The sequence below is a fragment of the Streptomyces sp. B1I3 genome (assembly GCF_030816615.1).
GTDB lineage: Bacteria > Actinomycetota > Actinomycetes > Streptomycetales > Streptomycetaceae > Streptomyces.
The window spans coordinates 2,426,243-2,446,902 of the sequence record NZ_JAUSYD010000001.1 but is presented as its reverse complement, the minus strand read 5'-3'; the positions used below and the strand labels follow the sequence as shown (position 1 = coordinate 2,446,902).

General features: G+C 67.2%; 29 protein-coding genes and 1 pseudogene. 20 read left to right on the top strand and 10 right to left on the bottom strand.

The genetic code is table 11. The features are described 5' to 3' along the window. The first annotated feature begins 130 nt into the window (after positions 1 to 130). From QFZ58_RS11085 to QFZ58_RS11005, 17 genes and pseudogenes are all read left to right on the top strand, one after another. On the top strand, positions 131 to 724 hold the full coding sequence (locus tag QFZ58_RS11085; RefSeq protein WP_003965961.1) for a hypothetical protein: 594 nt from the start codon (positions 131 to 133) through the stop codon (positions 722 to 724). A 155-nt stretch (positions 725 to 879) separates the two neighbouring features. Next, positions 880 to 1,317 carry a 30S ribosomal protein S16 gene (gene rpsP / locus QFZ58_RS11080; RefSeq protein WP_307124763.1) on the top strand — a complete coding sequence of 146 codons (438 nt, stop codon included), beginning with the start codon at positions 880 to 882 and terminating at the stop codon, positions 1,315 to 1,317. Between the two features lie 2 nt (positions 1,318 to 1,319). Next, positions 1,320 to 1,559, top strand: coding sequence for an RNA-binding protein (locus QFZ58_RS11075; RefSeq protein ID WP_014153811.1), 240 nt, complete (start codon positions 1,320 to 1,322; stop codon positions 1,557 to 1,559). 106 nt (positions 1,560 to 1,665) lie between these two features. Beyond that, positions 1,666 to 2,355 (top strand): ribosome maturation factor RimM, encoded by a 690-nt coding sequence (gene rimM, locus QFZ58_RS11070; RefSeq protein WP_307124762.1) that lies wholly within the window; start codon positions 1,666 to 1,668, stop codon positions 2,353 to 2,355. After that, positions 2,355 to 3,176 (top strand): tRNA (guanosine(37)-N1)-methyltransferase TrmD, encoded by an 822-nt coding sequence (trmD, locus tag QFZ58_RS11065; protein WP_307124761.1) that lies wholly within the window; start codon positions 2,355 to 2,357, stop codon positions 3,174 to 3,176. Before rimM ends, trmD begins: the two co-directional genes overlap by 1 nt. A gap of 124 nt (positions 3,177 to 3,300) precedes the next feature. Beyond that, positions 3,301 to 3,651, top strand: a complete 351-nt coding sequence (gene rplS, locus QFZ58_RS11060) for a 50S ribosomal protein L19 (protein ID WP_307124760.1) — start codon at positions 3,301 to 3,303, stop codon at positions 3,649 to 3,651. Positions 3,652 to 3,696: 45 nt separating this feature from the next. Then, entirely contained in the window at positions 3,697 to 4,467 is a 771-nt protein-coding gene (gene lepB / locus QFZ58_RS11055; protein WP_307124759.1) for a signal peptidase I, read from the top strand. Next, a complete protein-coding gene (gene lepB, locus QFZ58_RS11050; RefSeq protein WP_307124758.1) occupies positions 4,460 to 5,518 on the top strand; it encodes a signal peptidase I in 1,059 nt (352 codons plus the stop codon). The genes lepB (QFZ58_RS11055) and lepB (QFZ58_RS11050) overlap by 8 nt, the downstream gene beginning before the upstream one ends. Further along, a complete protein-coding gene (gene lepB, locus QFZ58_RS11045; RefSeq protein WP_307128825.1) occupies positions 5,436 to 6,362 on the top strand; it encodes a signal peptidase I in 927 nt (308 codons plus the stop codon). The genes lepB (QFZ58_RS11050) and lepB (QFZ58_RS11045) overlap by 83 nt, the downstream gene beginning before the upstream one ends. A 50-nt stretch (positions 6,363 to 6,412) precedes the next feature. After that, positions 6,413 to 7,207, top strand: coding sequence for a signal peptidase I (lepB, locus tag QFZ58_RS11040; RefSeq protein ID WP_307124757.1), 795 nt, complete (start codon positions 6,413 to 6,415; stop codon positions 7,205 to 7,207). After that, positions 7,197 to 7,685: an NUDIX hydrolase gene (locus QFZ58_RS11035; RefSeq protein ID WP_307124756.1), complete on the top strand. Its 489-nt coding sequence runs from the start codon at positions 7,197 to 7,199 to the stop codon at positions 7,683 to 7,685. The genes lepB (QFZ58_RS11040) and QFZ58_RS11035 overlap by 11 nt, the downstream gene beginning before the upstream one ends. A 63-nt stretch (positions 7,686 to 7,748) precedes the next feature. After that, on the top strand, positions 7,749 to 8,057 hold the full coding sequence (locus QFZ58_RS11030; RefSeq protein WP_003965949.1) for a DUF2469 domain-containing protein: 309 nt from the start codon (positions 7,749 to 7,751) through the stop codon (positions 8,055 to 8,057). Between the two features lie 134 nt (positions 8,058 to 8,191). After that, positions 8,192 to 8,551 (top strand): YraN family protein, encoded by a 360-nt coding sequence (locus QFZ58_RS11025; RefSeq protein WP_307124755.1) that lies wholly within the window; start codon positions 8,192 to 8,194, stop codon positions 8,549 to 8,551. Beyond that, a pseudogene (locus QFZ58_RS11020) lies at positions 8,551 to 9,549 on the top strand (YifB family Mg chelatase-like AAA ATPase); the annotation flags it as partial. The gene QFZ58_RS11025 and the pseudogene QFZ58_RS11020, both read left to right, overlap by 1 nt. Positions 9,550 to 9,844: 295 nt before the next feature. Beyond that, a complete protein-coding gene (locus QFZ58_RS11015) occupies positions 9,845 to 10,051 on the top strand; it encodes a hypothetical protein (protein WP_307124754.1) in 207 nt (68 codons plus the stop codon). Beyond that, positions 10,035 to 10,550, top strand: coding sequence for a DUF6879 family protein (locus QFZ58_RS11010; protein ID WP_307124753.1), 516 nt, complete (start codon positions 10,035 to 10,037; stop codon positions 10,548 to 10,550). Before QFZ58_RS11015 ends, QFZ58_RS11010 begins: the two co-directional genes overlap by 17 nt. Beyond that, on the top strand, positions 10,547 to 11,380 hold the full coding sequence (locus QFZ58_RS11005) for a helix-turn-helix transcriptional regulator (protein ID WP_307124752.1): 834 nt from the start codon (positions 10,547 to 10,549) through the stop codon (positions 11,378 to 11,380). Before QFZ58_RS11010 ends, QFZ58_RS11005 begins: the two co-directional genes overlap by 4 nt. A 1,189-nt stretch (positions 11,381 to 12,569) precedes the next feature. Here QFZ58_RS11005 and QFZ58_RS11000 read toward each other — a convergent pair. The 5 genes from QFZ58_RS11000 to QFZ58_RS10980 form a co-directional block, all read right to left on the bottom strand. Further along, positions 12,570 to 13,229 carry a hypothetical protein gene (locus QFZ58_RS11000; protein WP_307124751.1) on the bottom strand — a complete coding sequence of 220 codons (660 nt, stop codon included), beginning with the start codon at positions 13,227 to 13,229 and terminating at the stop codon, positions 12,570 to 12,572. Positions 13,230 to 13,315: 86 nt separating this feature from the next. After that, complete coding sequence (locus QFZ58_RS10995; RefSeq protein ID WP_307124750.1) at positions 13,316 to 13,912, bottom strand: hypothetical protein; 597 nt, start codon at positions 13,910 to 13,912, stop codon at positions 13,316 to 13,318. Between the two features lie 425 nt (positions 13,913 to 14,337). Further along, on the bottom strand, positions 14,338 to 14,802 hold the full coding sequence (locus QFZ58_RS10990) for a hypothetical protein (RefSeq protein ID WP_307124749.1): 465 nt from the start codon (positions 14,800 to 14,802) through the stop codon (positions 14,338 to 14,340). Between the two features lie 499 nt (positions 14,803 to 15,301). Beyond that, positions 15,302 to 15,733 (bottom strand): hypothetical protein, encoded by a 432-nt coding sequence (locus QFZ58_RS10985; protein ID WP_307124748.1) that lies wholly within the window; start codon positions 15,731 to 15,733, stop codon positions 15,302 to 15,304. A 3-nt stretch (positions 15,734 to 15,736) separates the two neighbouring features. Beyond that, positions 15,737 to 15,958 carry a hypothetical protein gene (locus tag QFZ58_RS10980; RefSeq protein ID WP_307124747.1) on the bottom strand — a complete coding sequence of 74 codons (222 nt, stop codon included), beginning with the start codon at positions 15,956 to 15,958 and terminating at the stop codon, positions 15,737 to 15,739. A 611-nt stretch (positions 15,959 to 16,569) separates the two neighbouring features. Here QFZ58_RS10980 and QFZ58_RS10975 point away from each other — a divergent pair. Further along, entirely contained in the window at positions 16,570 to 16,782 is a 213-nt protein-coding gene (locus QFZ58_RS10975) for a hypothetical protein (protein WP_307124746.1), read from the top strand. Between the two features lie 4 nt (positions 16,783 to 16,786). Here QFZ58_RS10975 and QFZ58_RS10970 read toward each other — a convergent pair whose 3' ends face one another. The 5 genes from QFZ58_RS10970 to QFZ58_RS10950 all read right to left on the bottom strand — a co-directional run bounded on the left by QFZ58_RS10970 (position 16,787) and on the right by QFZ58_RS10950 (position 19,257). After that, entirely contained in the window at positions 16,787 to 17,026 is a 240-nt protein-coding gene (locus QFZ58_RS10970; protein ID WP_307124745.1) for a hypothetical protein, read from the bottom strand. A 485-nt stretch (positions 17,027 to 17,511) separates the two neighbouring features. Further along, a complete protein-coding gene (locus QFZ58_RS10965; protein ID WP_307124744.1) occupies positions 17,512 to 18,432 on the bottom strand; it encodes a hypothetical protein in 921 nt (306 codons plus the stop codon). A 173-nt stretch (positions 18,433 to 18,605) separates the two neighbouring features. Next, positions 18,606 to 18,797, bottom strand: coding sequence for a hypothetical protein (locus QFZ58_RS10960; RefSeq protein ID WP_307124743.1), 192 nt, complete (start codon positions 18,795 to 18,797; stop codon positions 18,606 to 18,608). Then, positions 18,794 to 19,072 carry a hypothetical protein gene (locus tag QFZ58_RS10955; RefSeq protein ID WP_307124742.1) on the bottom strand — a complete coding sequence of 93 codons (279 nt, stop codon included), beginning with the start codon at positions 19,070 to 19,072 and terminating at the stop codon, positions 18,794 to 18,796. Before QFZ58_RS10955 ends, QFZ58_RS10960 begins: the two co-directional genes overlap by 4 nt. Continuing rightward, a complete protein-coding gene (locus QFZ58_RS10950) occupies positions 19,069 to 19,257 on the bottom strand; it encodes a helix-turn-helix domain-containing protein (protein ID WP_307124741.1) in 189 nt (62 codons plus the stop codon). The genes QFZ58_RS10955 and QFZ58_RS10950 overlap by 4 nt, the downstream gene beginning before the upstream one ends. A 504-nt stretch (positions 19,258 to 19,761) precedes the next feature. On the opposite strand from QFZ58_RS10950, the gene QFZ58_RS10945 reads away from it, so the two are divergent. Further along, on the top strand, positions 19,762 to 19,956 hold the full coding sequence (locus QFZ58_RS10945) for a hypothetical protein (RefSeq protein WP_307124740.1): 195 nt from the start codon (positions 19,762 to 19,764) through the stop codon (positions 19,954 to 19,956). 67 nt (positions 19,957 to 20,023) lie between these two features. Continuing rightward, positions 20,024 to 20,623 (top strand): hypothetical protein, encoded by a 600-nt coding sequence (locus tag QFZ58_RS10940; protein WP_307124739.1) that lies wholly within the window; start codon positions 20,024 to 20,026, stop codon positions 20,621 to 20,623. Positions 20,624 to 20,660 lie beyond the last annotated feature (37 nt).

Genomic DNA, 20,660 nt, shown 5'->3' with positions numbered 1-20,660 from the left:
TGTGACTTCTCCGCAGATCAGGGCACCCGCCCTCGTCCGGACGCATCAACGGCAACTGAACTGGTACGTGCAAATTATTTGAGATGCCCCGGAATAGGAACACCGGAGCAGTCAGGCTCGTTGTCACGACGTGAGCACGACACCACCTGTACTTGCCGCAGAGCTGGCACAGGCGTGGGCCGACATTCAGCGGTACCACCCCGAGCTGCCCGATCTTGCCGCGCCAGAGTCCCTGATCGGAGAGTCCTCGTCCGCCTGTGGCGCCGAGCTCTCCTTCGAACGACTGCTCCACGAGGCAGTCCACGGCATCGCCGCCGCGAGAGGTGTCCGGGACACCTCCCGGGCCGGCCGTTACCACAACCGACGTTTCCTCGCGATCGCCGAGGAACTGGGCCTCGATCATGCCGAGGAGCCCCACCCCAGCAGCGGATTCTCGCTGGTGACGCTGAATCCCGAGGCCAAACGCAGATACCGCCCGACCACGGAACGGCTGCAGCGCGCACTCAAGGCGCACACCGTGGCCACCGCCGCGGACACCAAGCGCTCCTTCCGCGGTCCCGCCGCCCGGCACGGATCCTCCGGAGGAGGCGTGCGGGTCAAGGCCGTCTGTGACTGCGGGCGCAACGTGCGCGTCGTCCCGTCGGTCCTCGCCCAGGCGCCGATCGTCTGCGGCGGGTGCGGCAAGCCCTTCCGGATCCCCGAAGCGGCGGTCGCGGTGGGGTGACCCGACGTGGTGTGGCACAATGGTCAGCTGTACTCGACAGTCGCATAGGACCCCTCTCTCCTCCGGCTGACGCGTCCATCGGGCACCCGAGTACCGCAACCCCACGTGGCATCTTTTGTGCCCAACCACGTCAGAGACCAGGAGACACCACTTCCGTGGCAGTCAAGATCAAGCTGAAGCGTCTGGGCAAGATCCGTTCGCCTCACTACCGCATCGTCGTCGCCGACTCCCGTACCCGCCGTGACGGCCGGGCCATCGAGGAGATCGGCCTGTACCACCCGGTGCAGAACCCCTCGCGCATCGAGGTCAACTCGGAGCGCGCGCAGTACTGGCTGTCCGTCGGCGCCCAGCCGACCGAGCCGGTCCTCGCGATCCTGAAGCTCACCGGTGACTGGCAGGCCCACAAGGGCCTCCCGGCCCCCGCGCCGCTGCTGCAGCCGGAGCCCAAGGCCGACAAGCGTGCCCTGTTCGAGGCCCTGAACACGGACGGCGACGAGGCCAAGGGTGAGGCCATCACCCAGAAGGCCAAGAAGTCGGACAAGAAGGCGGACGAGGCGGCCGACGCCGCGTCCACCGAGTCGACCGAGGCCTGAGCATGCTCGAGGAGGCTCTTGAGCACCTCGTGAAGGGCATCGTCGACAACCCCGACGATGTGCAGGTCGCCTCGCGTGACCTGCGCAGGGGACGTGTGCTGGAGGTCCGGGTCCACCCCGACGACCTCGGCAAGGTGATCGGCCGCAACGGCCGCACCGCACGCGCCCTGCGTACCGTCGTGGGTGCCATCGGCGGACGTGGGATCCGTGTCGACCTCGTCGATGTGGACCAGGTTCGCTGAAAGAGTTGAACACCGGCCGGGGCCGGGGAGGGCTTTCGAGCCGTCCCCGGCCTTTGTCGTCCGTACATGACCGCCTCCTCAGTACACGATCACCGGGAGTAACAGCGTGCAGTTGGTAGTGGCGCGGATCGGCCGCGCCCATGGCATCAAGGGCGAGGTCACCGTCGAGGTGCGCACCGACGAGCCCGAGCTCCGCCTCGGGCCCGGGGCCGTGCTGGCCACGGAACCGGCAGAGACAGGGCCTCTGACGATCGAGACCGGACGGGTGCACAGCGGCAGGCTACTGCTGCGTTTCGAGGGCGTACGCGACCGCACGGCGGCCGAGGCACTCCGCAACACCCTGCTGATCGCCGATGTGGACCCGGCCGAACTGCCGGAGGACCCCGAAGAGTTCTACGACCACCAGCTGATGGACCTCGACGTGGTGCTCGCGGACGGCACGGAGATCGGCCGGATCACCGAGATCACCCACCTGCCCTCGCAGGACCTGTTCATCGTGGAGCGCCCGGACGGCAGCGAGGTGATGATCCCGTTCGTCGAGGAGATCGTCACCGAGATCGACCTCGAGGAGCAGCGTGCCGTCGTCTCCCCGCCACCCGGCCTGATCGACGAGAGCGAGGCCGTGGTCGCCTCCGCCCGGGACGCCGAGGCGGAGGGCGAGGGTGGGGCAGCCGGAGAGGCACCGGCGTCCGGCGAGGCACCGGCGTCCGGCGAGGCACCGGCGTCCGGCGAGGCACCGGCGTCCGGCGAGGCGCCGGGGGAGGCTTCCGGCGGGGCGAAGCAGGGTGACGCGTGATGCGGCTCGACGTCGTCACGATCTTCCCCGAATACCTGGAACCGCTGAACGTCTCGCTCGTCGGCAAGGCGCGTGCCCGCGGCCGGCTGGACGTGCACGTCCACGACCTGCGGAACTGGACGCACGACCGGCACAACACCGTGGACGACACCCCGTACGGCGGTGGCCCCGGCATGGTCATGAAGACCGAGCCGTGGGGCGAGGCCCTGGACGACGTCCTGGCCGACGGCTACGAGGCCGGGGCGCACTCCCCCGTGCTCGTGGTGCCCACGCCCAGTGGCCGGCCCTTCACCCAGGAGCTGGCGGTCGGGCTGTCCGAGCGGCCGTGGCTGATCTTCGCTCCCGCGAGGTACGAGGGCATCGACCGCCGTGTGATGGACGAGTACGCCACCCGGATGCCCGTCGTGGAGGTCTCCATCGGGGACTACGTCCTGGCGGGCGGGGAAGCGGCCTGCCTGGTGATCACGGAGGCTGTGGCCAGGCTGCTGCCCGGAGTGCTGGGCAACGCCGAATCGCACCGGGACGACTCCTTCGCGCCCGGAGCGATGGCCGATCTGCTGGAGGGTCCCGTCTACACGAAGCCCCCCGAGTGGCGCGGGCGCGGTATCCCGGATGTGCTCCTCAGCGGTCATCACGGCCGTATCGCACGCTGGCGACGGGACGAGGCCTTCCGCCGCACCGCCCTCAACCGCCCCGATCTCATCGAGCGTTGCGAGGCGGCCGGCTTCGACAAGAAGGACCGCGAGATCCTCTCCATCCTCGGCTGGTCCCCGGAGCCCGGTGGGCGATTTTGGCGCAGGGCCGGCGCCGTGGAAGAATAGGCCCGCTGTACGTCCGGTGTGCGCCCCTGCCACAGGGGGAAAGACGCCCGCCCGATGTGATCAGCATCCGAACTTCACTCTCTCCCGTCGATGACCTGTGGCATCGGCGAAGAAAGCAGACAACATGGCTTCCCTGCTCGACGGCCTCAACGCCGCCTCGCTCCGTACCGACCTCCCGGCGTTCCGCCCCGGTGACACGGTCAACGTCCACGTGCGCGTGATCGAGGGCAACCGCTCCCGTATCCAGCAGTTCAAGGGCATCGTCATCCGCCGTCAGGGCTCGGGCGTCAGCGAGACCTTCACGGTCCGCAAGGTCTCCTTCAGCGTCGGCGTCGAGCGCACCTTCCCGGTGCACAGCCCGATCTTCGAGAAGATCGAGCTCGTCACCCGCGGTGACGTCCGTCGCGCCAAGCTGTACTTCCTCCGTGAGCTGCGCGGCAAGGCCGCGAAGATCAAGGAGAAGCGCGACCGCTGATTCACCTCCGGCGTCCGCGGAGCGGCCGGATAGGATTCGGCCCCGATGGACACGGAAGCAGAGCACACGGAGCGCGATCGCTCCTCCGCCCCCGAAGAGGGGCAGGAGGAGGGGTCGCGCTCCACGCATGTCCCGGACCGTCCGGCCACGCCGATGTCCTGGGGGCGGGCCGTCTTCCTGGGTGCGCTGACCACGGTGGCCCTGCTGCTCTTCAGCGCGTTCGTCCTGCAGCCCTTCCTCATCCCGAGCGGATCGATGGAGCCCACGCTGCGCGTGGGAGACCGTGTACTCGTCAACAAACTGGCGTACCGTTTCGGATCCGGGCCCGGGCGCGGCGACGTGGTGGTCTTCGACGGCACCGGATCCTTCGTGCAGGAGGTGCGGGAGGAGAACGCCGTCACCGCACTGCTGAGCGGGGCGGCCGCCTCCCTGGGGCTGGCCGAGCCCGCGGAGACCGACTTCGTGAAGCGTGTGGTGGGCGTGGGGGGCGATCGCGTGGTCTGCTGCGACAAGCGGGGGAGGCTCGAGGTGAACGGCAGTGCGCTGGACGAGGACTACCTGCACCCCGGGGACAACCCGTCCGAGGTCGCATTCGACATCGTGGTCCCCGACGGCACGCTGTGGATGATGGGAGACCACCGGAGCAACTCCCGTGACTCCCGCGACCACTTGGGGCAGCCCGGCGGCGGCATGGTGCCCGTCGACCGCGTGATCGGGCGGGTCGACTGGCTCGGCTGGCCGCTCGGCAGGCTCGGCTCCCTGGCCGGGACCGACGCCTTCGCCGACGTACGGCCGACGGGCGCCGGACATGGGTAACCGGGGCCGCACACGCGGGGAACCGGACCCGGAGATACCGCTGCCCACCGGATCGCGGCCGACCACGGGCCGCTCGCTGCCCACCCGGGCGGAGCGCCGCAAGCTGGCCCGCAAGGTGAAGCGCCGCAGACGCCGGTCCGCGATCAAGGAGATACCCCTCCTCGTCCTGGTGGCGCTCGTGATCGCGCTCGTGCTCAAGACCTTCCTCGTACAGGCCTTCGTGATCCCGTCCGGGTCGATGGAGCAGACCATCCGCATCGGCGACCGGGTGCTGGTGGACAAGCTGACGCCGTGGTTCGGCTCCGAACCGCAACGGGGTGACGTCGTGGTCTTCAAGGACCCCGGCGGCTGGCTGCCGCAGGAGGAAGCCTCCACCGAGGAACCGCCGGTCGGCGTCAAACAGGCCGAAGAACTGCTGACCTTCATCGGGCTGCTGCCCTCCGACGACGAGCAGGATCTGATCAAGCGCGTGGTGGCCGTCGGGGGCGACACCGTCAAGTGCTGCGGCACGGACGGCAGGGTCACGGTGAACGGCACGGCACTCGACGAGCCGTACCTGCATCCCGACAGCGAGCCATCCACTCTCCAATTCGAGGTAAAGGTTCCGCCGGGCCGGATCTTCGTGATGGGCGACCACCGGTCCAACTCCGCCGACTCACGCTTCCACCTCGACGATCCGGGCAACGGCACGGTCTCGCTGGACGAGGTCGTGGGCAGGGCCGTCCTCATCGCCTGGCCGTACGCCCACTGGCGCAGGCTGGAGGAGCCCGCGACGTACGCCTCGGTCCCGGACGGGCGTGCCGGGACGACGGCGGCGCCCGGCCCGTCGAATAGTGTGTCCTCCCAGGATCGCAACGGAATGGTCCTGCTCCCGACCCCTGCGGAACTCCCGCTCGTTATGGGAGTGGTGGGCCTGCGCCGGTTCCGGCGCGGGCGGTGGCACGGAGTGAGGAGTGGATGTGGGGGATTTGGCGGTCGGCGCACGATCCGGACACGACGGGCCCGAGGACCGGCCTTCGGGCGACGGGATTGCGCGGGAGGCGGCGGGTGACGGCGGATCCGGGGGTGGCGACCACCCGCCCGGGGACGTTCCGGGCGACGATTCCCCGGGAGGCGGTGGCACCGCGCAGCGGAAGCCGCGGTCGTTCTGGAAGGAACTGCCGCTTCTCATCGGTATCGCGCTCATCCTCGCCCTGCTGATCAAGACGTTCCTGGTCCAGGCGTTCTCGATCCCTTCGGACTCCATGCAGAACACGCTGCAGCGGGGCGACCGGGTGCTCGTGGACAAGCTGACGCCGTGGTTCGGCTCGGAGCCCGAGCGCGGCGAGGTCGTCGTGTTCCACGACCCGGGAGGCTGGCTCGAGGACACCGCGACGCCGGAGCCCAACGCCGTGCAGAAGTTCCTGAGCTTCATCGGGCTGATGCCCTCCGCGGAGGAGAAGGACCTCATCAAGCGGGTCATCGCGGTGGGCGGCGACACCGTGGAGTGCAAGAAGAACGGCCCGGTGACGGTCAACGGCAAGGCGCTGGACGACAAGGCGTTCATCTTCGAGGGCAACAGCGCGTGCGACGACCAGCCCTTCGGGCCGATCCACGTGCCCGAGGGCCGGATCTGGGTGATGGGCGACCACCGGCAGAACTCCCTGGACTCCCGGTACCACCAGGAGCTTCCGGGACAGGGCACCGTGTCCACGGACGAGGTGGTCGGACGGGCCATCGTCATCGCCTGGCCGGTGAACCGCTGGGCGACCCTTCCGGTCCCGGGCACGTTCGACCAGCCCGGACTGGACGCGGCGGCCTCGGCGGCCGTGCCGGGAGCACTCGGTGTAGCCGGGGCGCTGCCCCTCGTGTTCTGGCGTCGCCGGAGGCTGACCAGCGGGCGTACCGCCGGGTAGGGTGCCGACTCGGATCAGCGATTGTCGATCTCCGATGGGGGAGCGCTGGGATGAGCGGAACAGGACGTACGGGCGACGGCCGGGGCCGGCTCGGCAACACGTTGTCGAACCTGGCCGTGGCCGTCGGTTGTGTGCTCTTCCTCGGCGGCTTCGCCTGGGGAGCGGTGGTCTACAAGCCGTACACCGTACCGACCGGGTCGATGACGCCCACGGTGAACGCCGGGGACCGGGTGCTCGCGGAGCGGATAGAAGGCGGCGACGTACGGCGCGGTGACGTGGTCGTCTTCACGGATCAGGCCTGGGGCGACGTACCCATGGTGAAGAGGGTCGTCGGCGTGGGCGGCGACACGGTCGCCTGCTGCGACAGCGAAGGCCGCCTCACCATCAACGGCAAGCCCATCGAGGAACCGTATCTGCAGGTGTGGGGCGGTGGCGGGGCCCTCCCGGGCGGCGACGGGAACGCCGCCGGCAAGGGGACTCCGGCCTCCGGCCAGAACTTCACGGCCGAGGTGCCCGAAGGACAGCTCTTCCTGCTCGGGGACGAACGCAGTGAATCGCTGGACTCCCGCGTCCACCTCAAGGACCCGGGGCAGGGCTCGGTGCCCCGCAGCGCCGTGGAGGCCCGGGTCGACGCGGTGGCATGGCCCATGAACGGCATGATCGAGCGGCCCGAGGCGTTCGCCGACCTGCCCGGTGGCGTGTCCTCCAGCGGTCCGTTGCCGCTGCAGATCGGCGCGCTCGGGCTGGGCCTGCTGCTCATCCTGGGCGGATCCGCCTATGGGCCGATCGCAGCCCGCTCGGCGCGCGGGAAGAGGCGACCGGGGGTCTCCGCCGGTGCGCACTGAGGCACGCAAGGTCGCACGGATCGTGCTCCTGGACCCGGACGACCGGGTGCTGCTGCTGCACGGCTTCGAGCCCGAGGACCCGGCGACGAGCTGGTGGTTCACGCCCGGTGGCGGCCTGGAGGGGGAGGAGACCCGGGAGGAGGCGGCGGTGCGCGAGCTCGCCGAGGAGACCGGGATCGCCGGCATCGCCCTCGGCCCCCTGCTGTGGACGCGGATCTGCTCCTTCCCCTTCGACGGAAGGCGCTGGGACCAGGACGAGTGGTACTTCCTGGCCCGGACGACGCGGACCGCCACCGACCAGAAGGGCCTCACCGAACTGGAGCGGCGCAGTGTCGCCGGTCTGAGGTGGTGGACCTCCGCCGAACTCTCCGCGACGCGTGAGACGGTGTATCCGACCAGGCTCGCCGAGCTGCTGCGCACGCTGCTCGACGAGGGTCCCCCACGCGTACCACTGGTTCTCGCCCCCGAAATCGTCTAATCGGCCAGGGGTGTGTGAGGCTGACGCACAATAGGGGGACGCACGGCTGAAGGGGAACATGCCATGAGCGCCGAGGACCTCGAGAAGTACGAGACCGAGATGGAGCTGAAGCTCTACCGGGAGTACCGCGATGTCGTCGGTCTGTTCAAATACGTGATCGAGACCGAACGGCGCTTCTACCTCACCAACGACTACGAGATGCAGGTGCACTCGGTTCAGGGTGAGGTCTTCTTCGAGGTCTCCATGGCGGACGCGTGGGTCTGGGACATGTACCGGCCCGCCAGGTTCGTCAAGCAGGTCCGCGTCCTGACGTTCAAGGACGTGAACATCGAGGAGCTCAACAAGAGCGACCTCGAGCTTCCGGGCGGCTGATCGGCGGTCGCATGAGGTCCGGGCGCCGCTTCACTCGTCCGGGTGGCCGGGATATACACAACGGCCGGGTTGTCCACCAAGATCCAATGGATCGGGCGGAGAGCGTCAGAGTCGGTGCCGGAGGTGGTGCCGATATGAACGCACGGGGGGCACTCGGGCGGTACGGCGAGGATCTGGCGGCGCGGCTGCTGACCGACGCCGGGATGGCCGTACTGGACCGCAACTGGCGCTGTCGCGCCGGAGAGATCGACATCGTCGCCGCGGACGGTGACGCGGTGGTCGTCTGCGAGGTGAAGACCCGCAGGGCGGACTCCTTCGAGCAGCCGATGGAGGCCGTCACCCCGGCCAAGGCGGACCGGTTGCGCCGGCTCGCCGAGATCTGGCTCGACCGGCACGGCGGACCGCCGCCCGGCGGCGTCCGGATCGACCTGGTCGGAGTGGTCCTGCCCAGGCGTGGGGCCCCGGTCGCCGAGCACGTACGGGGCGTGGCCTGATGGGATTCGCGCGTGCGTGTTCGGTGGCTCTCGTGGGCGTCGAGGGCGTGGTGGTGGAGGTCCAGGCCGATCTCGAGCCGGGTGTGGCCGCGTTCACGCTGGTCGGTCTGCCCGACAAGAGCCTGGTGGAGAGCCGGGACCGGGTCAGGGCAGCCGTCGTGAACTCAGGGGCCGAGTGGCCGCAGAAGAAGCTCACCGTGGGGCTGTCCCCGGCCTCCGTGCCGAAAGCCGGTTCGGGTTTCGACCTGGCTGTGGCGTGCGCGGTGCTCGGTGCGGCCGAGCGGATCGATCCGGCGGCCATCGCCGACGTGGTGATGATCGGGGAACTCGGCCTGGACGGCCGGGTGCGGGCGGTGCGCGGGGTGCTACCCGCGGTGCTCGCGGCGGCGGAGGCGGGGTACGAGCAGGTCGTCGTGCCCGAGCAGACCGCGGGCGAGGCCGCCCTCGTGCCCGGCGTCTCGGTCCTCGGTGTCCGCAGCCTGCGTCAGCTGATCGCGGTGCTCGGCGACGAACCCGTGCCCGACGAGCCGGCCGCCGAGCGGGGCCGCCCCGACACCATGCTGGCCGGACTGCTCGTGCCGGGCGCGGGCATCGGGACGGGGCTCGCGTCGCACGGGGCGCAGGGTGCGGGGCACCGCCCCGACCTGGCCGACGTCGCAGGCCAGGTGAGAGCACGCAAGGCCCTGGAGGTCGCGGCGGCGGGCGGACACCATCTCCTGCTCTCCGGACCGCCAGGAGCGGGGAAGACCATGCTGGCCGAGCGGATCACGGCGATCCTGCCGCCGCTGACACAGCGCGAATCCCTCGAAGTGACGGCGGTGCACTCGGTGGCGGGCATCCTCCCACCGGGCGAACCCCTGATCGGCAGGGCGCCCTACTGCGCACCTCACCACTCGGCGACGATGCAGTCGCTCATCGGCGGGGGCAACGGACTGCCGAGGCCGGGCGCGGTCTCGCTGGCACACCGGGGCGTGCTGTTCCTGGACGAAGCGCGAGAGTAGAACTTACGCCGTGATCAAGGTACATCAGTGATCCGGCCGGGCACAGGCGATTCGCCGCGGTGCTCCGCGGCCCGCCTCGCGGCCTCCCGCTACTCCCGGCAGGCTTCGTACCGGCTGCAACGTTATCGGCCGTCACGTGCCCGCACGGGGCGGCGACGGCTGCGCCTGCACCGCCGAGGGCCGGTTCATGCAACAACGTGCATACTCACGTTCATGCATGGACGGGTGCGCTTGCCCCTCGTACCGTCATGCCCAGGGGTCCCAATAGGGGCCATGGAGCAGGGGGTTTCGCATGGCGCGCGAAGAACTGACTCGACTCACGGGTAACGGGAACGGCGAGTGCGGCGAGGACGACTGCCCGAACGTGTACCGGACCGAGCGGGGAACGTTTGTCGTGCAGGGTGAAGTGTCCGGCGCCTTCACTCCGCCGAAGGGAGAGGGGCTCGTGGAGATTCCCGAGAGCGTTCTTCGGGAGGCCATTCGTGCTCTTGGATGGTGACGAGTGGCGGGTGACTCTGCGGGAATTTCGGTTGGAGGCGTGGAGACTGGAGACCCTGCCGCAATATCTCATGCCGCAGGAGTCCGAGGAGCTCGAAGCATTCCGGGCCGGTAAGCGGGTTGACCCGAGTACCTACTCATCTCCGTACACCGAGAACTTGAAGCAGATACGAAGGGAAGGGAAGAGTAAGGGGAGAGTGCACATCCTGACTCGACCGCTCTCCGAGTATCTGCGCTTTGAGTTCGCCCGGTACTATGCGCCGCATGTGCGAGCCGGCGAGGAGATTCGGATTCTCGATGTGACTGACAGAGAGAACCCGTTGCCGGAGGCTCAAGACTTCTGGATTTTCGACCGCTCGAAGGTTGTCCTTATGAATTACGAGGAGAACGGAACACAGATCAGTCGCGAACTGCACGAGGGTGACCCTGCGCCGTTCATCGAGTACCAGCGAATTGCCGTTGCCGAGTCGGTGCCGTTCTTGGAGTACGTGGGGGAGTGACGTTCGAAGCTGAGCAGCTCGGCGATTCCGGTACGGAACTCGCTTCATTGCTGCGAGAGCTGCGCAAGCGAGCCGGTCTCTCCGGAGATCGGCTCGCCGCGCGTTGCAACATGTCGCAGTCCAAGGTGAGCCGGATCGAGAGCGGGAAGACGAGACCCTCCCTCGTTGACGTCGAGCAGATCTTGAGAGCCCTGGACGCGCCTTCGAGCATGGTTGCCGAGGTGGCGGCCCTTGCCAGGCTCGCCAATACGGAGTGGCGAAACGTCCGACAGCTACGCCGCAAGGGGCTCGGGACGAGGCAGGCAGAACTGAAGTCGCTCGAAGCGTCCTCGGCGCATATACGTTACTTCCTGCTCTCGATGGTTACCGGCCTATTGGCGACCCCAGAATACGTACGGGCGAGCCTCGCTCATTCCCCGGCGGACACGAGTAAGGCAGTGGCGGGGAAGCTGGAACGGCAAGCCGTCCTGTATGACGTGTCGAAACAGTTCACGTTCATTTTGACAGAGCAGGCTGTTCGGTGGCCGGTCGTTTCGCCGTTGTCATTGGCTGAGCAGATGGATCGACTCTCTTCGTTGACCTATCTCCCGAACGTGCGTATCGGGGTAATCCCGATAGGAGTGCCCACTCCGCGAACCCCGCTGAATACATTCACCGTCTACGACGCCTCGCTAGTCACCATCGAAACCTCGGCTGGGAGTCTTGTATTTCGTGACGGCCGAGACGTGCAGAGCTACCTCGATGAGTTCACTCGGTACGAGGAATGCGCAGTGTTCGATGGAGAGGCAAGAGTGATGCTTGCGGAATGGTCGGCAGGCTGTCGTTCATGACCTTACCCAACAACGTGCATGAACTGCGAAGCAATGCAAATTTTGCGGGATCATTCCCTGGTACACATGCAACCGGGGAGGTCGCACGGAATGAGTGCACGGCAGACGACGATGGCGGGACCGGTGAACTTGGCACTACCGCTCCCACCCCCTGAAGCGGTAGCGGATTGCGAAGTGTGCAGGGCGCTAGTCAAGCAACGAGACGTAGCGCGGGACAGGGGGGACCTGTCGGCGGCGACGGATGCCGATGTGGAGATCCGCAACCACCCGCATCGGACAAGGGGGCGACGGTGATGGACATGCAGACGTGGCGAGACGCCCGAGCACGGGCCGTTGACGCGAGCGACGGACTCCAAACTGCGCTGGCTGCGGTTGGAGTCCCAGAGAGTGCGCGGAGCACCGTGCGCCCCGTCGTCACCCATAAGGGCGTGCCTTACGTGCACGTGGGCATGGTCCGCGCGGAGGTAGCGGAGCAGATCGCTGAGGCGATGAACACTTCGGTGCGCCTCAGGTGACTGTCCTGCGGTACGTGAAGCACCGGATCACTCAAGAGCCGGGCGCAGCAGTGACCTTCACGGCCGAGTGCCAGACGTGCGAGTGGGAGGCGGCCCCTTCGACGGACGGCGCAGCGGTCGACGTCGAGTGCATGAGCCACACCGGCCGGACAGGCCACTCAGGGTTCCGGCGTACTTGTGCCTCCTTCGCCGTGGTCACCAGGGTCGGCACCTAAGCGGTCTTGGCTCGTTGAACACCGGCGAGGTGCGAATACCGAACGAAGCACTCGCACACGTTGGATGAGCGGAAGTGCGGGAGGCGGGCTTATGGCTCGGATGCCGATAGTGGAGCACGACGGACCTAAAGGAGAGTCGCCGACCGAGCCGACCCGTGTCAGCACTTACCGGTCGAAGGCCAACCCGCGGGTGACGGTGGAGTGGCGCATGGTCACCTGGTCGAAGGAGCAACGGCTCCAGCTTGCTCACATCCTCTTCAGGGACCTGCCGCCCTCCGAGGGAACAACCCCTCCTGCCTGACGTCGGGCGACACCATGCAGGAGTTGGCAGAGTCCGGTGCCCGGTGCACAGTGCTGAGAGTTGAGATTGACGAAGGGGGTGGGGAGTAACCCCCGGTAACACTGGGGCCCGACCGCTACGTCTTAGCGGCCAAGATCGCGCCACGGTTTAGGGGTCGATTACCGGAAGAGTGGGAGGGAGAGAACGCGGCCGGCCACCTCTCCAAGCATGCCCCCCGCGAACGTCGCTGCTCGCGTGCCGGGCTGTCCCGCGACCTCCGCGACGTCGATCAGAGGGAAGTCGGTGCACGACGTCGCCTGGCGGTCGCCATCGACTAGCACCGTGATCGTTACCGTCTGTCCCTTCCGCAGCAGAGTCGGTTTGAGCTCGACGCCACCCACGGGAGGCCGAGTGGGCATCGAGCCGATATCGGCGTACGTGTCGATCAATTGGCCGAGGGTGGCGGCCGGATGCGATTGGTATTCCAGGATTACAAGAACTGGAGCACCGAACGAGAACCGCAACGGAGCGCCATCATGGAACATGGCGGCCGTGATGTCGCGCTTACCCGAGTTCGTGATTACGAGGTCGATGATGCGTGGCTTCTCAAGGTGTGTGTTACCGAGCTGAACCGTCAGTGGCCCACTTTGGCCGGCGTACCTCGACTCGGCGAAGAGAGGGGTGTTGGCTTGCTCCCACCAGCCGAGCTTGCGCTTGGGGTTGCCGGCCCGGAGGGTAGCCCAGGCGCTAAGCCAGCCAACGAGGAGAGCGATCAGAGCCGCGACGACGATCGCCCAGACGTTAACGTTCTCCCACCACTGCCCCGCAAGTGTCTCCATGCTCAGAAATTACATGACCGATTAACAGTGCGTAACTCGCTTGGTCAACCCCAACTTCGGCCGAGGGCATGAGGTGAACGGGTAGGTCAGGCGGGCTCTTCCTCGGCCGTGAACGCCTCGGTCTCGTAGCGCGCCATCGCCTCGCGGCGCTCCTTCGCGTACTGAGCTGCAATCGTCTCAGGCGTGACACCCATGTCCGCCATGAGGGGGTCCAGGAGTCGCTCGCTGAAGCGTTCATCCGTCTGGGTGAAGAGCCGGCAGTCCGCCTTCAGGTCCGCGCACAGCTTGGCTCGGCCAGCCTCGGAGATGATGTCCGGGATGCGCTCGCGCCAGAAGTTGTGAACCAGGCGGTTGCGCCGCTTCAGGCTGTTGGTGAGGTCGTCGAGGACCTCCGGGTGGGCGCTGGTGTGCGCCTCCGCGCGCTTGATGAGCTTGCCCATCATGTCCTTGAAGCCCTGAGTCCAGGGGTCGCGGATGAGCTGTTCCCCTTGCTCCCTCGCCGTGATGATCTTCGTGAAGGCGAGAAGGTTGACGAGGGAGTGCTCCAGGACGTTGGCCTTGTAGATGGCTAGGCCGAAGAGGGCGTACACGGTCTTCTCGTCCGTGCCGTTGTCGTACTCGGTGTCCGGCTCGGGCTCGATGCGCCAGGTCGGCTCATGCCTGACTACAAACAGTTCGTCCATGTCTCCAGTTTGTCATCAGGGTGGCCCAACTCGTACTGAATTTTGGGTACTTGATCAGGGAGTACCCCCGAGCCGGCCGACCCGCAGGGGTGAGGGCGCCCGGCCTCGGACTGAAGCCAGGCACTGACCCACCACCCCCGAAATCGAGGGGGTCTCTCAGGGGGGCGACGTCCCCTTACCCGCACGCTGCGCCCGCATCCGGCAGGCGTCCGAGCACCATCGGGCATCCGCTCGACGCCCTTCTAGGGAGGCGCCGCAGGCGCCACAGTGGCCAGCCTCGGGCCGCTCGCCTTCTCGTTCGTCGCGCTGTCGGCAGAGCCGAGAGCAGTAGACATGGTCCACGGGCCGGGGCTCGAACGGCTCCAGGCATCGGGCACAGAGTCCCTCGTTCCATCGGCGGTCGAGTTCCGCTTGGCTCGGTCGGCTCACGCGGCCATCGCCTCCGTGATGACGAGGGACAGAGGGATGCCAGTACGGCGCTGCGCCTGCCAGGTGTCGAAGCCGCGGTGGCACGTCTTCGCCAAGGGCGCGTAGTGGTCTGGGCTGACGGAGTACAGGCGGCCGGTCTCGTCGACTTTCGCCGCCGGGTCGGTCCCGAGGTACGCCCAGTCGGTGGCCTGTCGGCCGCAGCCGCAAGCGCACTTCCACTCGGCAGCCTTGCCGTGCTCGCGAGTCACGCGGTTGTGGGCACCGATGTACGAGACGTCGTCGCCCTTCCAGGGACGCGAGGAATGGAAGCGCAACGGCTTGTCGGCCTGCGGATCGCCGTGCACGCGGACACGCTGACCGTGCGCCAGGCAGAGGCCGCGCACACGGTGCGCACGGCCGCACGACTCGATGCCGCACAGCTTGCGGCCATCGGTGGTGACGATCGGGGAGTAGTCATTCATGGGGTGGGTTATCTCCTTGGGTATGGCCGCCTGTCGGCGGCGCTGAGCATGGCGCAGCGGCGTACGAGGAGTACGCGGCGGCGAAGGGGTGCAGGTGGTGCACTGCGAGCCAGAGGCTCCGCCAGGAGCCGACTGGCGGCAGTCCTCGAAGAGCGCAAGGCGTCTTCGGGAAGTGGGGCCTACGGCCCCCAGTGAGTAAGGGGTCTTCGGCTTGTGGCGCCTACGGCGCCCATCGAGCAAGAGCTACTTACTGCTTACTCTCGCCGTTGCAGTCTCCGGGCTGTGGCCGCGTACGCGGCCCAGAACGCAGAGCCACTTACTCAAGAGCGTGACAACGTCGGTACGCGCGGAGGCTCCGCCAGGAGCCGAGCACGACCGTGCTCTGACCTTCGAGGCTTCCTGTCCTGGCCAAAAGTCCTCGACGCACGAGGGGCTCCTACTCTGGCCAAAACTTCTCAGCAGGACCGGGCTTTTACTCTGGCCAAAAGTTCGAGCGGGGTCAGGCGGCCTCGTCGAGCCAGTCGTCAGCGTCGATCCAGCCCAGCCACTCCGTGGCTCGCTCTCCGGGTTCCAGACTGAATGTCGTCTTCGCACCGCGCTTGAGGCCGATCGTCTCGACCGTCAGCCACCCGGCCTCGATGAGCACCTGAACGCCTCGCTCGGTGTACGCGCGTTCTCGACCGGCGCTGTCCCGGACGCCCACGGCGTCCGCCAGGGAGCGCCACGGCACGGTCACTAGGGAGTCCTGGCCGCAGAGCCGGGCAAGCTGCTTCGCCACCAGTTGGCCGCTGCGAGGAACGCACTGGATCACGTCGGCGTACCACTGGGCAGCCTGACCGGCCGGGGGGTAGTGCTCGGCCGCCAGGGCGTATCCGCGCTTCCGCAGCTTGGCTCGACTCTCCTCGATCTTGGGGAACAGGTCTTCCAGCATCGACTACCGCACCGGCCGGGAGAGCTGCCAGGTGTCGTAACCGAGGCGCCGGAGGAAGCCCTCCTCTTGCAGTGAGCGAAGCCCAGACTCGAACTCGGCTCCGGGGAGGGAGCACTTCCGGGCCAGCTTCCGAGGGGAGAGCCGGAACGGCTCGCTCGCGGGGAGCGTGAGGTAGCGGGACGTATGGCCGACCCAGGAAGGGGCGGCGGGGTTGGTCTTGGGCACGAGTGTGCGACCTCCTTCAGGGAGGCCGAGGGCAGCGCACAGCTACGCCTCGGCGTGTGGATGGGAGATCGCGCGTACCGCTCGCGCTCGGGGTGCTGTCGGCTTCCCCTGCCAGCCCCTTGGGATGGCGGCCTCTCTCGGAGTGGCCAGCTCTACCGTCGCTGAACGGCGGGAGCTACGGTGCTCGCTCTTCAAAGGAGCGGGAAGAGATCAATACACGAGGAACTAATGTTCGGTCAACTTCAGTCGTTCGGCCCGGAACCGCAGGGCTCGCAGCGACGTTCTCAAGCCTGAAGGGGTACACAACGCACTCCCTGCCCACATCCCCGGGCGGGGCCGCTTCCAGCGGTTGAGTCTCTGCGCTCCCTCCACGGGAGTGCTGAGCACTCGGGGTGACTCAAATGGTTGTTGATGATGTAGAGACGTGGATTCAGGTCCTGTACTACGTCGTTCGCTGTGTGAACGAGGTGGTGCGTCTCAATGACGCGCGGCGTGCATGCCGTGTGAGCGACCAGAAGTAAGAGAGGTCAGGGTTCGGCTACGGCCGGGCCCTGACTGCGTTGAGCGACGGTCCTGACGCTCAACCCGTAGACCAGCCCGAGGGGGGGGCCATGGCAGAGAAGAAGATGAACCCTGTGACCCGCAGATGGGAGATCGACGGAGTCCCGGTCACGTACCGGGTGACGTGGAAGCACGTCGAGACCGGCAAGGATCACGTGCACGTCAAGGAGTTCGACGACGTGGACCAGGGTTACGACTACTACCAGATGATGCAGCGGGATGGGTACTGCTACCAGGTGACGTGGGATCACGTCCCCTGGTGATCGGTCACCCTCGGTCGACGGCCGACTGAGCGGACAGTGACGGCGGCACCAGCGTCTCGGCCACCTCGACGAGCAGCCAAACCGGTATGCCCGAGCCGGAGACGGGGCAGTAACGCCCGTCGGCTGTGTGACGGAAGAGGAGTCGGCCGGTGCCTACCGGCAACTCGACGATGGTGCCGACTGGCAGGTGTGACAGCTCGGGCGCCGTTGTCTTACGGACGTCGAGGTACGTCTTACGGCTCATGCGTGACACCCCCTCGCATCGGTCGGACGCGCGTGTGACCAGTCGCCACAAGGGGCGTTCCGGCGGGCATTTTCAAGTAAGAACAGGTAGAGGTCGAGCGCCTGTGTGAGTACCTCGGCTGTCGTCATACTGCCGGTCATGCGCTGGATCTCTGCGAGCTGCTCGCGTGTGACGTCGGTGTGGCGGACGGAGATCGTTGTCCTACTCATGCTGGTGGGTTCCTCCTGGGGGCATGACAAAGAGGCGCCCCCTGTGTGGCGGGAGCGCCTCTGTGTTGGTCGAGCTTGGTCAGTCGGTCTTACGTGCCGGTGCTCCCGGTGTGACGAGCAGATCGACGGTTGTGCGTACGAGCGTGACGAGAGCGGCGATGTAGGCGATGAGAGCGACGACTGTTGTGCGGGGTGCCTCCTGTGTGACAGTCCTTGATCGGATTGCTCAGCACCGCCCCCGGCGCGGACCACTCGGGGGCGACACTCAGCGGGCCATCAGAGGGTGCGCGCGTAGTCGCGGGCCCCGTGCTCCTCGAAGCCGGTCCCCATCTGCCAATCGGGCGAGTGCGCGTTGATGTGCCGGAAGGTCTGCGCCGCGGCCCGGTTCGCGGTCTCGGCTATCTGCTCCTCGGCCTCGGCGACTCGCTCCGGATCGGCGTCGGGGTCAAGCGCCTTGCCGACCATGACACGCAGCTCCTGCACCTCGTAGCCGTTGCGGGCCGCCGTCATGGGGTGGCTGTGGTCGAGCCCGGCGCCGGGGGTGACCTCGATGCCATGCTTCCTGAGCGCGTCGGCGATCTGCTTGCCTGCGAGCTCCCGATGGACAGGGAGTTTGAAGAGGGTCACCTTCACTTCGCCGTGGATGAGGTAGCGGCTCATGGCGTTCGCGAAGACGCGCTTGCCGTCACTGTCGCCGTCCTTCGCGTAGTTCTTCGTCGGCTTGCTCTGGGAGACGACGGCAACGGGAAGGTCCGACTCTTCGGGGGCGGGCACGTCGCCGAACGTGGCGTAGATGGTGATCCCTCGGAGGGGTGCCCGCAGGGCCTCGGCGACGACTCGGGCGAGCTTGGATTCCATCGCAGGAAGCGCCCGCTCGGCCGCCTTGATGCGTCGATCCGAGGAGTTCTCGCCAGTGCGGTCGTTCAGCTCGCCGAGTGCCGCAAGGAGCTCTGCCCGCTCATGGCGAGCCTTGGCGATGGCGTACTCCTCGACGGAGACCGTCTCGTCCCCGACGCGGAAGCGGCCTTGCATCCACGTCAGCTTCGCCCGTGCTTCGTGGGCTTCGTCGGCGAGGCGTTCGGACTTCTCCTTGAACTCCTCGAACGCCTCGCGCGCCTGCGCTGCCTTGTCGGCGGCGATGGCGTCAGCCTCGGCGATCTGGTCGGCGTAGGTGGTGAGCTTGGTCTTGGTAGCCACTGTTTGGGTCTCCTGTTCTGGCACGGGATACGTGCCGGTCATGGGGTTTGGTGAGCGCCCACGTGCGCGAGCCGGCCGTCAGGCGAGACGGCGCTGAGAGGCTGCGTGCGGGCATGAGAACGCCCCTACAGCCATCGGTGACCAGAGGGGCGGGAGGGCTGCGAGAGAGGCCTTCAGTCCTGCTCTGTGAGGGGCGGGGCGTACTCGTCGGCGAGGCGCTGCATGTCGTCAGGATCGATGTACACGCGGCGCCGGATGGTCAGATACGGGAAGTCCGTGCCGGGGCGCTTGAGAGCGCGGAGTAGCGCCCTCGGGTGCACTCCCAGGCGCACGGCGGCCTGATCGAGAGTGACGAAGTAGCTCATCGGCCAGCCTCCCGCTCACGCTTACGGCGACGCTTGGCCGAGCGAGTGGAGCCTGGTGCCCGAGTCTTCGGCCAGGACATCCGCTCGGGATCGCGGGTCACGATGTCCGCAAGCGCGGTGACGTCGATCAGGCAGCCACCATCCGGGTCGGTGGCGAAGAGCGGTCTCCAGAACTCCTTGTTGACTCCGAAGTCCTCTCGAAGCCAGCTCTGGTGGCATCCGACGAGGTAGGCGGCGGTGTCCCTGACTGTCCAGTAGTCGTGTTCGTCGGTCACCGGCCACGCTCCACAGCGAGGCGCTCGACGTCCTGCACTCGGTACAGCACGGACGCCCCGAGCTTGACGCTCTCGATGGGCTCGACGCCGTTGGCTCGCCAGTTGCGGACGCTGCCGGGGTGGAGTCCGAGGCGACGTGCTGTCTCCCGGACGGTCATGTAGTTGGTGCCTTCGATCTGGAACACGAAGGGCCTCCTTCCTGCCTCGGGCGAGGCTGTTGTTACTTGTCATCACTGGTGAGGTCCAAGAAGAGGCCCCGAGCCGCCTACCGGAGTAGGCAACCCAGGGCCGTTCCGCCCCCGCGCGCGTGGGGCGGACGAGCGATCCCCCTCTGTCCAGATCCGGCGAGCCGCGACGAACGCGAAGGAGACAGAGGGGGAAGTCTGTGTGCGTCACCCCCGCCTCGCCGATCAGCGACGGGGCCGGCGAGGCCGAGGCGAGGTGTGGGGAGCGCGGGCAGGGGAGCCCGGCTCGGTCCAGGGAGGGCGAGCAGGAGGAAGACACGCCCGTGAGGCCTGATGGCGTCATCCTCACCGAGGAGAGCCAGGGAGGGGCCCGACTCGCAGGCCGGGCGAGCGAGGAGCGAACCACCCTCACCTATGTATACGGAGAATGATCTTGGTTTGTTGCTGAGGGCTATCCGTGACGCCGGTCACCCGACAGTCAGACCCTTGGCCTACCGTCTCCGCATGGACATAAGTAACCCGCAAGACGTCGGCGCAGCGTTCGGCGCGATGATCCTTGGCGGCGCAGTGAGTGAAGAGCCACCCCCGCCAGACTCGCCCCTCGGCCGCGTGCGCGACTTCGTCGCTCAGTACGGCGAGGAGGCGCTCAAGCCGGAGCACCTTGGAGCCGCCCAGGAGGGGCGTCCTCTCCTCCCGTGAGTCGTGGAAGTGGGGGACCCCGTCTGCCCAAGGTTGGCGTGGGTGCGAAGAGGCAGAATGGCGCACCATGACGACATGGGTACTGCCGATCCTCGCCGCCGTTCTCGGATACTTGGGGCACTGGGCTCAGCAGGCGTACGCGCACAGGCATGACCGCCGGACGAGCGATCGAGAACGGATGCTCTCGATCTGCGACAAATTGAGACACCTTCGCAACTACGATCAAGAGACTTACGAGCTGAGTGGCGACGACGAATTGGACGCTGTCGAGCATGACGCCTCGCTCCTGTATCACGCGAAGCTACGCGCACGCGTCCGCTACGACTTCAAGCGAGCCGCCGAGTGGAGGATGATTGCGGATTCGGCAACACGCGAAGAGGTGTGGGGTACCTACTTCGAAGATGCAATCGAGTGCCTGACTGCCGCAGCGAGAGGCGACAAGCTCCCTGAGATGGACGACCCGACAGCCTGGCTCGACATGCAGGCCGAGCATCAGATGGCGAACGTCATGACGCCCGAGGGGTACGCCGTGACGCTCCTCGATCACGGCATTGACCCCGACTTCGAAGCGCTCGCCTACGAGGAATGGAGGCGTAACCGGCACGCTCGCCGAGGATGGCGCCGCATTGTGCCGCAGCGTTCGGTGCGGTCCTCGGTAACACGATGAGCGAGACGCCGCCCCAGCAGATACGACGAAGCCCCGA